Below are 15,800 nucleotides of genomic sequence, written 5' to 3' on the forward strand. Positions count from 1 at the left end.
TATTATTATAAAAATTTAATTTCTAATACTACAGGACAGTGATCAGAACCCATAACATTATTTAAAATATCTGCATTTTCTATATTTTCTTTCATGTTATCTGATACAAAATGGTAATCTATCCTCCATCCCGCATTGTTGGCTCTTGCATTAAATCTATAACTCCACCAAGAATATTTAACTTCTTCAGGATATAAATATCTAAAAGTATCTATATATCCGTTGGCTATATATTTATCCATCCATTCTCTTTCTATTGGTAAAAATCCCGATCTTTTTTCATTTGACTTAGGATTTTTAAGGTCTATCTCCTTATGTGCAGTATTATAGTCACCACATATTATAAGTTTTTTCCCTTGATCTTTAAGATTATTGCAGTATTCTAGTAAAGCATCATAAAACTCCATCTTATAATTCAATCTTTCATCATCTTTTTGTCCATTAGGAAAATATATATTAAATAAGATAAATTCTTTATACTCACATATAAGTATTCTTCCCTCACTATCAAATCTATCTATGCCTATTCCATAAGAAACAGATATAGGTTCTTGTTTTGTATATACAGCAACCCCACTATATCCTTTCCTCTCTGCACAAGAAAAATAGCTTTTATATCCCTCAATATTTCTAATGTTATCATCTATTTGATCTTGTTGTATTTTAGTTTCTTGAATACATAATATATCTGGCTGTTCTTTATTAACCCAATCTATGAATCCTTTTTTTGTTATAGCTCTTATACCATTAACATTCCACGAATAAATTTTCAAAACTTTTCTCCCCTTTTTTTATTCTACTCAAATATATCAATCTAAGGCTATGTCTTAAATTGCTTTTAAATTTATACGAAATCAACAATTTTCTAAAACATAGCCTACTCTAAATATTTTCATCTTATATTTATCCACATTTTACTTATTTATCTTTCTTTACTAACTATTCTAATGTATTACTTGTGTCATAGCAACAGCTTAAAATAAAAGTGGGACTTAATTACAATATTTGAATATAACTTTTAATTGAGAAAATTGCATAATTAAAAATTTCAAATACGTAATGCAAGTTTTTATTCTTATGGAATTATACAATTACCTCTATAATTAACACTATATACATTTAAAGTTTTGTTATATTCTTCTGTTAAATATAAATCATTTAGTTTTTTATTTTCCTTATTTAAAATTTAAATTCTATAGTTAGAAACATGTAGTTGTATGAATAAAATCATTTTATTAGAAAAAACTATTCTAAGAAAGGAGTAGGATGATTAAATGGATAAAGATATAAAAGACCTATTACTAAATCTTCAATCAGAAGTAACGCAAATAAATAATAGACTTGATGAAATAGAGAAAACTCCATCTACTGGAAATTATGTTTATACAAATGAAGACATAAATTCTAAGCAGAAATCTTAAGTTCTATCTTGTAAAAAACAGTCAATAACTTTATTATGTTACTGACTGTTTTTTATTGTTTTTAAATAATATATTTACTACGAAACATTTTACAATTTCCCTTTAACACATTATATCTCTTTGCCAAGAACTTTCTTTATGTTGCGTCATAAGATTATTCTTTTAATTCCTTATAAATATCATACAATTTTTCACTATATCTTTCCCAAGAATAATTTTCTTTAACATATTTTTTTAATTTCTCTCTTTTATTTATTCTTAAAGCCTTTTCTACTGCCTTATATAGACTATCATAGTCATAAGGGTTGCAATAAATAGCCATATCTTTAAAATATTCCTTAGCATTCCCCTCTATAGTAGAAACTATATTACATCCACTAGCAGCCGCTTCCATAGAAGAAAAACCAGGGATCTCGCAATACCCAGGAAGAACATGAACTTTAGCAAATCTATATGCGTTATATATATTATAACTATCCATAAACCCTAAATATAAAACATTATCATATCTCATACATTCTTTAAAATACTCCTCACTTTTTACCTTTCCAATTAAAAGAAGTTGTATTCCTAACTTACTGCAAATCTTTGCAAGATAAAGTTGATTTTTTTTAGGTGAAATACTACCAACACATAATACATAAGTGTTTAACTTATATCTTTCCCTAAAGTTGTATAAAGGTATTTCTTCATCCTCTATTTCTACTCCTTTATAAATTATTTCACAAGATTTATTAATACCAAAATCATTTTTTATATTTTCCTTTTCTACATTACTATTAGCAATAATCTTTGTGACACCTTTTAATATTTCTTTTCTATACAGATTAGAACTTTCCCATAACTTAAGTTTTTCATCAAAATTATTGTATTTATAATATCTACTTAAATTAAAATATTCTGGTGATAACACAATATTTTTTTTGAATTTATGAGCCGTCCTAAAATATTTATAGGTTTCTCCTACCTTATTTAAATTAAATAGATGAATTATATCATATTGCGAATAATCACATATACATCCTGCATTTATAGTTACTTCTACACCTAATTTTTTCAAATACTGAGCTGTTTTTAAGACCAATGTAGAATCGCCTTTAAAGTTTTTATAATAATCTTGTCTTGTGCATAAAAGTATTTTCATATTAATCTATCCCCCTAATCACCAAATTTAGTTAGATTATATATCTATTGAAAATTTTAGTAACTGTTTATTTTATATTTTTATAAATACTTATTATAAAAATAACACCTATAAATCAGTAATACCTGTTTTCACTATGAAATCAGGCTACTTATTACTATGCACTCAATATAGGATTTATCACTTATTCCTAGAATAAAGTGCCACCATATAATTAGTTTTAATTACTATTAATTTTAAATTAATAACTTACTTTATTGATTATAAGATTTAAAACTCACACCTATTTTTTAATAATGTTTTTTTAAATTATAAGAAATAACAATTTATTAAAACATAACCTCTTAACAACATAAGGAAAACAGCTAATAAAAAATTTAATTTTTTATTAGCTGTTTATTTTTAATTTTAATTAAACTATTTTCTGATACTAGAAATAAGAAATTATTACTATCCCTAGTACCTAACACCTAGCACCTGAAATAAAAGTGTATACCTCTTCGTTATCTTAATCTGCTATTTTCATTATAACTATTGATGCTGTTACAGAATCTATAGCACTTGTTAATGGTTTAGCATCTATTAAATTTGCAACTATACCTACTCCTACATCTATAAGCCTTAAAGTAAGATTTCCTGGATTAGGTATCCTAACAATTGCCGTTCCCATAATTGGTGAAGTCAAATTACTTTGAGAATATACTGTAGATACTGAAATTAAATTTCCATCTAAATACAATCCAAATTGAGTTGCTATATCTGCATAAGCGTAATATTCTATATAATAAACTCCAGCTTTACCTATAGCTATTTCTGCTTGTCCTGCAGTATGAGTTATATCTCCACTCAATATTTCATTATTACTAAACTCCACATCTGTTCCCTTTTCTACTTCTTGTTCTCCTAAATTATAAATATATGCGTAATTTGTAAAAATAGTTCCATCTTCTCCACCATTAGATTGCACTGTACTTATTGTTAATGGTCCATTAGAAGTACATGGTTCCACTTTTAATCACATCCTTAATATTCTAAATTATTATTTGATTAAACTACTAATTATTGTAGCTACTTTATTATATGTTAGTTTATTTTGTTTGGTTCTAATTATTATAATTCTTTATCATCACAACTATTTCTCAAACTGCATATTATAATTATGGGATATAACCTTAACTATTATGGTTGTATTTAACTATGTTAAACCTTTATTATAAAAAGGAAGTGTAATTTATGGCATCTTTAATTTTAGAATGTGATTCAAATGCTTATGTATCATTAGCAAGCCCAACAGTCCATTTTCCCGACACAGGAACTCTTTATTCTGGTAGATATACAAGTGCTTCAGATATCTACAAAAGTTTATTAAAATTTAATATGTTACCTTTACCTGTTAACTGCACTATAACCTCAGCTTATTTAAAATTATATATAAAAAGAAATGATGTTCCAAATATTATAAAACCAACAAAATTGTACAAGCTATTAGATAATTTTGATGAAAATACTGTTAGTTATTCTACTATACCTTCTTTTGACCCAATTCCTTTAGCAACTTTAGATATAACTTCTCAATTAAACACTTATGTTCAATGGGATATAACAAATATTTTAAGTCAGTGGAAACTTTTTCCTCAGCAAAACTTTGGTGTATTATTAGAAGGTTTAGATACTCAATATTCTTTTACTGCTTTTGGAAGTAGAGTGTCTCCATCTCCTAACACTCAACCAGTAATAGAAGTAAATTATGAGCTTACTCAGAATATTGTTGCTTATGATGAGGAAATACTTGAGTTTTCAGGAGACGATGAATCTATTACTTCTATGGTAATTCCTTTAGGACCTAATGTAGCCACTTTTGGAATCAAAAATGAAGGTCCTGGTACCGTTTCTGTAGTCATAGAAATCAGTAATGATATGAATACTTGGATAAACAACAATTTCATATACGGAAGCCCATGTATTCTTGGTCCTGATGAAACTGCTACTTTGACTTCAATTGGTTATATGAATTATGCTAGATTAAAATTTATTCACTATCAAGTTACTAATGTTAATAATCTTGATAATGAGGATGCTACTATTAAGATATATAAAACTCTCAGATATTAATAAAAAATGCCCTATAAAGGGCATTTTTTTATTAGCTTGTCCATGATTTTATAGTTTAAGACAAATATTCACATTTAGAATTTTAGTCTTATAATTAACTTATTATACTAGTCAACAGTTTACTAAATATAAGCTAGAATAAATGATTTATTAAACCTTAATTCTAAATGTAAATATACCTTATACTTATTTGTCTAAAAATATATTAAATATGGGCTTGCATTATTATCTCTAGATCAGTAGAAATATCTGATTTATAAGCTATCCTTGTATATTTGCCAAAAATCATAGGAACTAGAGCTACTATTTCTCCAGCTCCAACATTTACAATTGGACTATCATCTACATATCCATAATCTACTTCTGTTTGTTTAGGGCTTATCTGAAGCCTAACTTTGGCAGGATTGCTACCTGTATTTTTCACAAAAAAAGTAACTGTAGAGTATTGAGAAGTATCAAATGGATTAGTGTATTGAAAACTACTAGAAGTTGTTATTACAAGTTCATATTCTTCAAATTTTCTACCTACCATATTGACATTAGTACCTAGAGGTGGAGGTGTATATGATTCTAACCAGTTTAGTATATCTTCTCCTACCTCTATCATTTTCTCGTCTTCTGTATATATTTTTGGAGATTGAGTCAACATCTTAAATCACTCCTAATTTAAAATCCCCTTCAATATATTTGCCCCTTCCCTATCAATAACATCAAAGAGTTTTATAGATCTTATCATCTCTTTTTTTGCCATATCGATATACCCATATTTATAATACAGTTTGCTTAACTGCAAAAGAACTGACTTATCACTTACTAAATTTAGTAAGTTTAAAGACTTTTCAAACTTATCAAACTCTTTATTCATGAGAAATATTTCACAAATTTCAAAAATAGAAGGTGTAAAATCTTTCATATTTTCATCTTCAGATAAGATAGTAGTAGCTTTATTGGTAAATAAATTTATCAATTGTCTATAAACTTGCACTACTTTTTTATTATAATTTGACAAATTACTATCATTAAATTGATTAGCTGTAACTAAAGCTAAATCATATCTATCTTTAGTTATATAACAAACTACTCTATACATCATAATCTGAAAATAGTATAAATTATTTTCAGAAATATCGCTTGTATACTCTATACATTCATCAATTTTAGAAGAATAAACCAAACATTTAACCTTAAAAATTTTAAGATTTTCCGAGAGCATTTTCTCCTCTTCGCATTTTTCTATATACTCTAAAGCTGTATTATAATAGCCTATCATATAAAACAAATCTGCAACTATGGGATATTCTCTTGGAAAATCTGTAAAAAAGCTTTCTATAATGTTTTTAAATTCTGGTAAATCTATTTTTTTCTCTTTTAGTATATGCATAATATTATATAAAGGTACCAAAAAATCTGGTTTAGATCTTATAGTTTCTACACAATATTTATAGGCAGTGTCATAATCCTTCAAATTCATATAGATTTTAGACATTTCATGAAAACTTCTAAAACCTCCAACTCCATATATAGACTTAAATACAGGTGGAGCTTCCCCTAATTCTATACATTTTTCAAAAGCCTTTATAGCTAAAGTAGGTTTGTCTTGTTCTTCTAATATAATGCCCTTTAAATAATATAAATCCGTAAATTGTGGATAATACTTCATTCCTATATCTATAAATTCTAAGGCTTTATCATAATACTTCAAATCATAATTAGATATAACTATTCTTTCTATTAACCTAGAAGCATACCCTGCGTTAGATTCAAAATTCTCATAAGCCTTATAATAGTTTTCCAAAGCTGTTTTTTTGTCATCTAATGAAAAATATTCATTTCCTAAATTAAAATAAGAAAACTTATTATAGGGATCTTTTTTTATTTGATTCTCAAGTAACTGAATATTTCTTTTTCTCTTATCCTTTGATACTATATTTTTATCTAAATACCCATAATGGTATATTCTTATAGGATAAGTTATACCCTCTGTCTCATGTTCTTTATTAACTAATTGATTGTGAACCTCTCCCTCATAAGCATATCCATAATTATTTTTAAAAAGCCTAGGGTTTAAATTCACTGATATATTACTACTTGATATAGAACTGCCAAAATAGTTCAATGTTTCAAAAAATCCAATTGCATTTTCTTTTAAATCACTGTTAATCAAATTAATAAACTTCTCTTTATCTCCATTACAAAATTCGTCATCTGCATCCATAATAAGAATCCAATCCTTAGAAGCGTATTTCAAAGATTCATTTCTTGCAGCACTAAAATTATTACACCATTTAAAATAATAAACTTTTGCCCCATATTCTTTAGCTATATCTACTGTTTTATCTATAGAACCTGTATCAACAACTATTATTTCATCAACCATATCTTTTACACTCTTAAGGCATCTTCCTAGGTTCTCTTCTTCATTTTTAACAATCATACATAAACTTATTTCATTACTCATTCTTGTACATTCACCTCTATTTCAAATAAGCCAAGAAGTGCCCGAAGGTACTTCTCGGCTAAATCATTAATATCTACCGTTAAAGAAAACTTGTACGCTTTGATCTGTTCCAGCTGCAGTAGTACAATAAACTTTTGTATAATGCATATAATAAGCATTGGTTAATACTTGTGCACTTCCAATAGCTCCTACAGTAGCTGTTTCACCTATTAAAACATAGGTTCCATTTTCTTCTGGACATACTGCAAGACTTACTGTTACTGGCTGTGTTCCACCTGCAACCTTTTTAATATACCAAGTAGTATCTTGCATCTTAGAAGTATCTACTGCTGTACCATATTGAGGCGTAGCTAATGCTATAGTTGAAACTGTTTCAGATGTCTGTTCAAAATATCTATCACTAATGTTTGCATTTATTGTTCCACTAGTTAATGATGTGATTTGAGTTACGTCTACTGTTCCGTTTGTCAATGATGTGATTTGTGTTACATCCACTGTTCCATTTGTGATTGAACTTACTTGTGCTATTGTTCCACTAGTCAATGACGTTACTTCTGTTACGTCTACTGTTCCATTTGTCAATGATGTGATTTGTGTTACATCCACTGTTCCATTTGTGATTGAACTTACTTGTGCTATTGTTCCACTTGTCAATGAAGTTATTTGTGTTACATCTACCGTTCCATTTGTGATTGAGCTTACTTTTGCTATTGTTCCGCTATTTAATGACGTTACTTCTGTTACGTCTACTGTTCCATTTGTCAATGATGTGATTTGTGTTACATCCACTGTTCCATTTGTGATTGAACTTACTTGTGCTATTGTTCCACTAGTCAATGATGTTATTTCTGCTACATCTACTGTTCCACTTGTCAATGATGTGATTTGTGTTACATCTACCGTTCCATTTGTGATTGAGCTTACTTTTGCTATTGTTCCGCTATTTAATGACGTTACTTCTGTTACGTCTACTGTTCCATTTGTCAATGATGTGATTTGTGTTACATCCACTGTTCCATTTGTGATTGAACTTACTTGTGCTATTGTTCCACTAGTCAATGATGTTATTTCTGCTACATCTACTGTTCCACTTGTCAATGAAGTTATTTGTGTTACATCTACCGTTCCATTTGTGATTGAGCTTACTTTTGCTATTGTTCCACTAGTCAATGATGTTACTTCTGTTACATCTACTGTTCCATTAGTAATGGATTCTATCTCACTTATAGTTCCTATATTTACATATAATTCTCCATATTCATTAACTTTAAGGGGTTGATAATTACTTCCGTCATATCCAAACACTGAGGTTTTGAGTTGCTCAGCAGAATTTGAAAAAACTATACTATTAGCCAAAGCTAGTCACTTCCTATTTTAAAATTGAAACTTTTTCAAAGCTTCATTACATAATATGAAGAAAGTTTATTAAGTGCTACCAAATTTGGACAAGTTTATTTATTTTTATAAAATCTCTATATTTTTCTTATTGATTACATTTTTCATTGCATTTCTAGTATCAAATATAAATTGGGAATTTCTTTGAATAAAATCATAGTTATATATTGTATGATCTGTAATAATAATAGCTAGATCTGCTGATTTTAGAACCTTTTCTGTCAATTGTATTCCACTATACTCCTTAGACTTATACTTTAAATTTGATATATAAGGATCATTAAATTTAATATCTGCCCCTTCTTTCTCAAATGCTTCTATAACTCTAAGTGCAGGGCTCTCTCTATAATCATCTATATCTTTTTTATAAGCTACCCCCAATATTAGAATTTTTGAATCCTTTAGTGGCTTTTTAAACCTATTTAATATTTTAGAAGATCTTTGTAGTATATATTGAGGCATAAAATTATTTATTTCACCAGAAGTTTCTATCAACCTTGTATGATATCCATATTCTCTTGCTTTCCATGTTAAATAATATGGATCTAAAGGTATGCAATGTCCCCCTAATCCTGGTCCAGGATAAAATACTTGAAATCCATATGGCTTTGTTTTTGCCGCTTCTATGACTTCCCATATATTTATATTCATTTTGTTGCAAATAATAGCCATTTCATTTATTAATCCAATATTTATATTTCTATAAGTGTTTTCTAAAATCTTTTCCATTTCTGCTACTGCTGGACTAGATACTTCGAACACTTGTCCATCCAAAACATTTCTGTATAATGCAGCGGCTATTGTTGTACTGTCTTTCCCTACACCACCAACTACCTTAGGTGTATTTTTAGTTTTATATACTGCATTTCCTGGATCTACTCTCTCTGGTGAAAATACTAGATAAAAATCTTCACCACATTTCAAACCAGACTTTTTTTCAAGAATTGGCAATAACAATTCTTCTGTTGTCCCTGGATAGGTAGTACTTTCAAGTACTACTAACATTCCTTTATGAAGATGTTCCGAAACAGCCTCTGTAGATTTTTTCACATAGCTTATATCTGGCTGCTGATATTCATCTAAGGGAGTTGGTACACAAATTAATATGATATCTACAGCAGATACAAAATCAAAATTTGTAGTTGCTCTAAGTTTTCCTCTTTTAACCGCTTCTTTTAGATCGGAATCTAATACATCTCCTATATAATTTTGACATTCATTTACCATTTGTACTTTATTTGATTGAATGTCAAATCCTATAACCTCATATCCAAATTTAGCATTTTCAACTGCAAGAGGTAGTCCAACGTATCCCAAACCTATAACCCCTATAACAGCACTTTTATTTTCTATCCGCTCTATTAAAACATCCTTATTAGACATGCTGTAACACTCCTCTTATTTTTAGGATATCTATGGCTATATTCTAAAAAATTATCTATATTCAATAATTAATTAAAACATAGCCATTTCTTAAAACAAATCATCTATATACTTAATTATATTTTTTTCTATATCTTCTTCATCTATATCTAATTTATTTAGATAGTGTTCTAATTTATCAGTTGATAATATATATTCAAGGCAGGGTTCTTCAGACACTAACCTATATCTTAAACCCTTTTGCTTTCTCATTATTTGTAGTATCTTCACTAATTTAAATTTCTTTAAACTAGCTAGATTAATAATATCGAATCTAGGAAAATCATTCATCTTTAATGCTGTTTCTATAAAAACTCTTGCTACAAATTCTCCACTCAGTGGATTTAAATAGTTATTATATCCATTTACATTAAATACTTTTTCTGATTTAATTTTTAAAGCTATCGATGGAAAAAGTCTATTACTTTTTTCAAACTTCCCATAAGCGTACATTAGCCTGTAAATAATTAATTTTTTATTATTTAACTTATCTATAACATATTTAGCAACCATTTCTGAATTATACTTGCATATTCCATATAAGCTATTAGGCATAGTATTTGTTTCTTCACCTACTATACCTGAGTTACCATCATAAACAGCTCCACTAGATAGAAGAATCAAATTACAATTAAATTTATCTTTCAATTTCAATATATACTCTGTATCTTTTTTTAGAAATGTACTAAAATCACAACTATTTATATTTCTATTACTGTTACCTGAAGTAATTATAATAGTATCTATTTCATTGTATAATCTAGCATCATTAATAAACTTTTCAAAACTCATTTTCCTAAAACACTCGTCAATCTGGTGAAAATTGTGAAAATACACCATGATGAATTCTGAGCATTTTCCCTTATAATATTCTTTTAATACTAACTGAATATTTTTACCTATAAAACCACTAGCTCCTATTACAGCAATCATTTTTTCTCTTCCATACCCTTAACATATTGATACCAATCTATCATTTCATTTATTCCCTGCTCAATAGTAATTTCTGGTTTGAAACCAAATTTATCTAATTTTTCTGTATTGAAGTACTTGCTTTGTGATTTAAATTTTCCATCGAATTCTTGTTTTTTAATTAGATTAGTATCTGCTCCTAATTTTTTTGCAATAAGATGAGCCGTTTCTTCTATAGTTTTGTATTCCTTGTTATTTCCTATATTGTACGCTTCATAAATATTTTTGTTAAAATCATGATTTTTGATAACTAACAATAGCCCATTAACAAAGTCATCTATATGACACCAAGATCTAACGCAATTTTCATCTACCTTAATTCCCTTTCCATTCATCAAATTCCATATGAAAATATCTAAAGCAGATTTATATTTTGATGAATATACCCCAGATCCATAAACCATAAATGGTCTTATAGATAGCCCCTTTAATCCATAATTTTTTACATAATGCCTAACTAAACTTTCACCAAATAACTTACTCATTGCATAAACATTATTCAATATGAGAGGGCTTACCTTTAACATATCTTCTTCAATAACTTCCTTTTCATCAAAAATATCACCATAAACCTCAGAAGTACTAAAATATACAAATTTAGAATTGTTTTCTAAGGCAATATTTATAAGGTTTAAAGTTCCTTTTACTGATGAATCAATCATTTTCCATGGATGTTCTTCTCCATTTATTCTTCCAACCTCACTAGCCGCGTGTATTATACATTTTATATTACCATTCATTCTTTTTATATTTGAATATAGTTCACCAAAATCAATAATATCAGACCTTATATAATCATCATAATCTCTTATATATTGATCTAGAACAACTATCTTACAATCCTTATATTCATCTTTTAATTTTTCTACAAGCTTTTTTCCTATAAAACCTAAACCACCTGTTACTAAAATAATATCCTTCAAATCTATCATCTCCTAATTTTTTATAAATAGGATTCTTAACTTTAGATGAAGTTTTAAACTCCACCTAAAGTTTATTAACAGAATTCTTAGGAGTTTTACTCCTTAGAAGTCGTTATCCTTTAGGGTAAACCATTATCCATAGTCTTAGCGCCATTTATCTCCAACCTTTCGAAAAGCAGAGAACCCAAATCTTTGATTTGGTGTGAATAGCTTTCACAGAGTGTATCGGAGTATTACTGGCGGTAGACATCGATAAAATTAAATTATTTTATAAAGCTCTTAAACTTTCTAAAAGCTTGACTATCCATAAGCTTTTTAGAAGTATTTAATATTTCTTCTAAGTTATTTTTGCCAAAAATAGTTTCAATCTTATTTGTAAAACTACTATATTCATCAGCAACCTTTTTCTCACAAAATTGAAGTAAAAAATAACTAAATATAGGTCTTATCATTAGGACATTATCATTTATAGGTTTACTCTTTATTAAATTAGATAAAAATTCATCTAATTTACTCCTATCTTTCAATATATGCAAAACTCTCAATCTGGTTATACTTGATCCTACTAACATAATTTTTTTATTTTTTGAAATTTGTTCTATATGAGATGTATTAAATACTCTCTTGTCATCATAAATAAATCTTAAATTACACAAGAATGCTCTACTTAACAGATCCCAATCTCCATCAACATTTATTAATTTCTTATCAAAACCACCACATTTTTCATAAGCTTTTTTACTAAAAACAAGGCTACTTCCATTTATAGGATTAAAATAAGTTAAATAAGCTAATTTTTTTATGGTCTCTTTAGATATTATGAAATTACAAGTATCTTTGTTCATAATTAATAATTCAGCATTTTTAAAATTTTCTCCAACCATCATTTTATTTGAAAAAACTACATCATAATTATTGCTACTTAATAAACTTATATCTTCTTCTAACTTATCCTCATCTACATATAAATCATCTGCACTTATCCAAGCCACATAATCTGTAGAAGAATTTTCAAATCCAAAGTATAATGCAGAAGTAGCTCCAAAATTTCTCTTCATTTTATATATTTTTATTGATCCTATTAATTCTTTGTACTTAGAGCCTAATTCAATAGATTTCTGTAAACTATTATCTCTAGAACCATCATCAACTAATATCCATTCTATATTAGTTGCGATAGTTTGCTTGCTTATGCACCTAAAAAGCTCTTCTAAAAATCTACTAGCATTATACATAGGTGTAACAACTGTTATTTTATCCTTATTATTATTGTGTTTGTAGATTAGTTCTCCTTCCATCTCATTCTCTTCCCTATTATATAAATCAATTTCATACCGAATATTCATATCTTCACTTTTTTCTTCTATACCATTTTTAATTATTTTGTAGCCTGAATTACCAGCCTTTTCTTTTTCTATAACTTCTTTGAGAATTCTATAGTTTGTTTTAGTTAATTCAAATTTACTTTCTACAAAATTCCTATATTCTATTGAAGAATACTCTCCATTATTAAGCATATTTACTACCTCATCTACTGAGTTCCATACATATTGTTTAGGATAAATTTCTTTTGCTCCAACAAAATTATGAATAATCGGTTTAATACCCTTGCTCATTGCTTGCATCACACTCATATTTTGCGATTCAAGAACACTTGTACATAATATATAATTCTTGTCTTCAAGCCATTTATTAATATCATTTTGCCAGCCATCGAATATAACATTATCTTCAAGACCCATTTCCCTTATCATCTGTTTAAAGTACAACAAATATCTTTCTTCATTAAATTTTCCTGCAATATAAAGCTTATATCTATTATCTTTATCAAAAATCTTTTTAAATGTTTGACATAAGAGCATAGGCCCTTTCTTAAAATCCATATATCCTATGAAGGCTATATTAAATCCATCCATTCTCTCTTTAAAAGTATATCTCTCTAAATCAACTCCATTTGGAATGACTATGGTTTTTTCTTTATTAATCTTGATTTTACTTAACACAATATCTCTTATGCTGTTAGCTACAAATATTAATTTATCTACATTGCTCCAATTTACTTTATATATACTATCTGTAAAACTTTCATAGCTGTGCAGTCTACATATAACCTTTTTATCTTTAGATATATCAAGATTACTTCCATAAGCAACAAGTATATCACACCACTCAAACCAACAAATATCTGCCCATTCCATCCCCTCATTAATTTGATTGTAATTAGTCACAATTACTTTCTTTGTATTATAGTCTTCAGACAAAAAATTGATTATATCATTAATAAAACTATCTAATCCTGGCAAGACAAAAAAAACTATTTTCTTTCTATCCATGAATACTATATACCCCCTACTCATAAAATTTCTACATTATATAATATGAAAAATAGTACAGTGTGATAAAAATATACTATAATAATCTACTCTCATCTCTCATAAATTATAGAAGAAGTATTATTAATTATTTGAGGTGAAAATTTGTGCTATCTAGTAAAAGAATTTACATTATTAAAACTTCTGAAAATGAATTGTCAAAATTCTATATTGATAATAAAAAATTAGCTTCTGAAAAATTCATTAAAGGTAAAAAATTAAAAGAATTTATTTTAGATGAGGATATAATAAACTATGCCTTAGATGTTGATAAAAAAGGAAATGTACATTTGATATATCTAACTTATGATGGAATTCTTAATTATACAGTATATTCTTCTAAATCTAAGTATTTTAATGTAGTTACTATTAAAGATAACTTTTTCCCAGATACATTGGATATAAAAGCTATTGAAAATAACATACATATATTTTATAAAACAGACCTTCTATATAAAAACAAGTCTCTTTTATGCCACTATTATTTTTGTAATAATAATTGCCTTGATGAAAAAATGATTGAAATAAATTGTCCAAAGTATATTTGTCCCTATTTTTTAGATACTAATGATAATAATATATACATGCTTTATTGTGATAATTATTGCAACCATAATTATAAAATAAAAAAATTCAACTTAAATTCTAACCTATGGGAAGATTTTGATAAAAATATTTTTATTGAAAATGCACATAACTTAAATTTTTTCATAACCCCTCGCAACATAGGAATAATTTCTTATAATAAATCAATAAATAAAAATATTCAAACCTTAATAAAATACAAAGATTTTAATAATTCTAATTGTACTTGGTCTAAAGATATTGTTATTTCTGATAATACCTTAAACTCCTTCAAACCGTTAATTTTTTATAAAGAAAATTATACCTATATAATGTGGAGTCATGGCAATAATATAGTTTATAAATTTTCTGGCACTCTTACTCACTGGAGTAAAGAATATACTTTAAATATTAATGAAAATACTACAGGAGCATACGCATATATATACACTATTCCACCCAATTCCAATTTTAAAATTAACAATATGTATACCTACTGTATTGAACACATATACTCCTTGATCCAACACAAATTAGAAACTCCTCATAAATTGAATACTGCTTACAAGTTGAATAATATAAATTCGTCTATTTATAAGCTACCTAGTAGTAATACTAATTTGTATTTTGACTCATCCTCACTTTCAAAAATAAATTATGAAGAAATAATTTGTGAAAAAAATAAAACTATTGATAAAATCAATTCTATGAATTCATACCTTTTATCTCAAATAAATTCGCTAAAAAATGACTTGAATGATTGTGAATTAATAATAAAGAAACTAAAATCAGATAAATTAAAAAAAGAACAGAAGTTAACTAATGATATAATTTCTTATGAGATGGAGATTCATAATCTAAAATCAAAAATTAATGATAATCTAATAACTAAAAATAATAATATCCAATCTTTATTAAAAATAATCGAAGAAAAAGAAGCTACAATAAAAAATTTATATAGCTTATTAAAGAAATAAATATAAAATTATTAACTGAGAAAATTGGATAATTAAAAAT

The 15,800-nt window shown here is 27.1% G+C and carries 13 protein-coding genes; 3 read left to right on the forward strand and 10 right to left on the reverse strand.

Annotated features, from left to right (window positions below):
• Positions 1–5: 5 nt before the first annotated feature.
• Entirely contained in the window at positions 6–773 is a 768-nt protein-coding gene (locus OW729_RS08725; protein WP_268061105.1) for an exodeoxyribonuclease III, read from the reverse strand.
• A gap of 501 nt (positions 774–1,274) precedes the next feature.
• Between OW729_RS08725 and OW729_RS08730 the strand changes: the two genes are divergently transcribed.
• Entirely contained in the window at positions 1,275–1,421 is a 147-nt protein-coding gene (locus OW729_RS08730) for a hypothetical protein (RefSeq protein ID WP_268061106.1), read from the forward strand.
• A gap of 154 nt (positions 1,422–1,575) precedes the next feature.
• Here OW729_RS08730 and OW729_RS08735 read toward each other — a convergent pair whose 3' ends face one another.
• A complete protein-coding gene (locus tag OW729_RS08735) occupies positions 1,576–2,565 on the reverse strand; it encodes a glycosyltransferase family 4 protein (protein ID WP_268061107.1) in 990 nt (329 codons plus the stop codon).
• Between the two features lie 508 nt (positions 2,566–3,073).
• Positions 3,074–3,574 carry a BclA C-terminal domain-containing protein gene (locus OW729_RS08740; RefSeq protein WP_268061108.1) on the reverse strand — a complete coding sequence of 167 codons (501 nt, stop codon included), beginning with the start codon at positions 3,572–3,574 and terminating at the stop codon, positions 3,074–3,076.
• A 224-nt stretch (positions 3,575–3,798) separates the two neighbouring features.
• Between OW729_RS08740 and OW729_RS08745 the strand changes: the two genes are divergently transcribed.
• Positions 3,799–4,677 (forward strand): DNRLRE domain-containing protein, encoded by an 879-nt coding sequence (locus OW729_RS08745; protein WP_268061109.1) that lies wholly within the window; start codon positions 3,799–3,801, stop codon positions 4,675–4,677.
• Positions 4,678–4,882: 205 nt separating this feature from the next.
• Here the strand turns inward: OW729_RS08745 and OW729_RS08750 are convergent, their stop codons facing one another.
• The 7 genes from OW729_RS08750 to OW729_RS08780 form a co-directional block, all read right to left on the reverse strand.
• Positions 4,883–5,326 (reverse strand): DUF6385 domain-containing protein, encoded by a 444-nt coding sequence (locus OW729_RS08750; protein ID WP_268061110.1) that lies wholly within the window; start codon positions 5,324–5,326, stop codon positions 4,883–4,885.
• Between the two features lie 12 nt (positions 5,327–5,338).
• The gene (locus OW729_RS08755; RefSeq protein WP_268061111.1) at positions 5,339–7,135 is read right to left on the reverse strand and encodes a tetratricopeptide repeat-containing glycosyltransferase family 2 protein; all 1,797 of its coding nucleotides are present in this window, start codon (positions 7,133–7,135) and stop codon (positions 5,339–5,341) included.
• Between the two features lie 66 nt (positions 7,136–7,201).
• The gene (locus OW729_RS08760; protein WP_268061112.1) at positions 7,202–8,491 is read right to left on the reverse strand and encodes a hypothetical protein; all 1,290 of its coding nucleotides are present in this window, start codon (positions 8,489–8,491) and stop codon (positions 7,202–7,204) included.
• A 105-nt stretch (positions 8,492–8,596) separates the two neighbouring features.
• Complete coding sequence (locus OW729_RS08765; RefSeq protein ID WP_268061113.1) at positions 8,597–9,913, reverse strand: nucleotide sugar dehydrogenase; 1,317 nt, start codon at positions 9,911–9,913, stop codon at positions 8,597–8,599.
• A 90-nt stretch (positions 9,914–10,003) separates the two neighbouring features.
• The gene (locus tag OW729_RS08770; RefSeq protein ID WP_268061114.1) at positions 10,004–10,885 is read right to left on the reverse strand and encodes an NAD-dependent epimerase/dehydratase family protein; all 882 of its coding nucleotides are present in this window, start codon (positions 10,883–10,885) and stop codon (positions 10,004–10,006) included.
• Positions 10,882–11,847 (reverse strand): NAD-dependent epimerase/dehydratase family protein, encoded by a 966-nt coding sequence (locus tag OW729_RS08775; RefSeq protein ID WP_268061115.1) that lies wholly within the window; start codon positions 11,845–11,847, stop codon positions 10,882–10,884. Before OW729_RS08775 ends, OW729_RS08770 begins: the two co-directional genes overlap by 4 nt.
• 263 nt (positions 11,848–12,110) lie before the next feature.
• Positions 12,111–14,180, reverse strand: a complete 2,070-nt coding sequence (locus tag OW729_RS08780; protein WP_268061116.1) for a glycosyltransferase — start codon at positions 14,178–14,180, stop codon at positions 12,111–12,113.
• Between the two features lie 146 nt (positions 14,181–14,326).
• Here OW729_RS08780 and OW729_RS08785 point away from each other — a divergent pair, with 146 nt between their 5' ends.
• Positions 14,327–15,760, forward strand: coding sequence for a hypothetical protein (locus OW729_RS08785; RefSeq protein WP_268061117.1), 1,434 nt, complete (start codon positions 14,327–14,329; stop codon positions 15,758–15,760).
• Positions 15,761–15,800: the final 40 nt, after the last annotated feature.

This window comes from Clostridium brassicae (genome assembly GCF_026738875.1).
GTDB lineage: Bacteria > Bacillota > Clostridia > Clostridiales > Clostridiaceae > Clostridium_H > Clostridium_H brassicae.

Coding starts and splice junctions, on each gene's coding strand:
- OW729_RS08770 (WP_268061114.1), bottom strand. CDS start 10,885: ATGATTGCTGTAATAGGAGCTAGTGGTTTTATAGGTAAAAATATTCAG.
- OW729_RS08755 (WP_268061111.1), bottom strand. CDS start 7,135: ATGAGTAATGAAATAAGTTTATGTATGATTGTTAAAAATGAAGAAGAG.
- OW729_RS08745 (WP_268061109.1), top strand. CDS start 3,799: ATGGCATCTTTAATTTTAGAATGTGATTCAAATGCTTATGTATCATTA.
- OW729_RS08750 (WP_268061110.1), bottom strand. CDS start 5,326: ATGTTGACTCAATCTCCAAAAATATATACAGAAGACGAGAAAATGATA.
- OW729_RS08735 (WP_268061107.1), bottom strand. CDS start 2,565: ATGAAAATACTTTTATGCACAAGACAAGATTATTATAAAAACTTTAAA.
- OW729_RS08780 (WP_268061116.1), bottom strand. CDS start 14,180: ATGGATAGAAAGAAAATAGTTTTTTTTGTCTTGCCAGGATTAGATAGT.
- OW729_RS08765 (WP_268061113.1), bottom strand. CDS start 9,913: ATGTCTAATAAGGATGTTTTAATAGAGCGGATAGAAAATAAAAGTGCT.
- OW729_RS08730 (WP_268061106.1), top strand. CDS start 1,275: ATGGATAAAGATATAAAAGACCTATTACTAAATCTTCAATCAGAAGTA.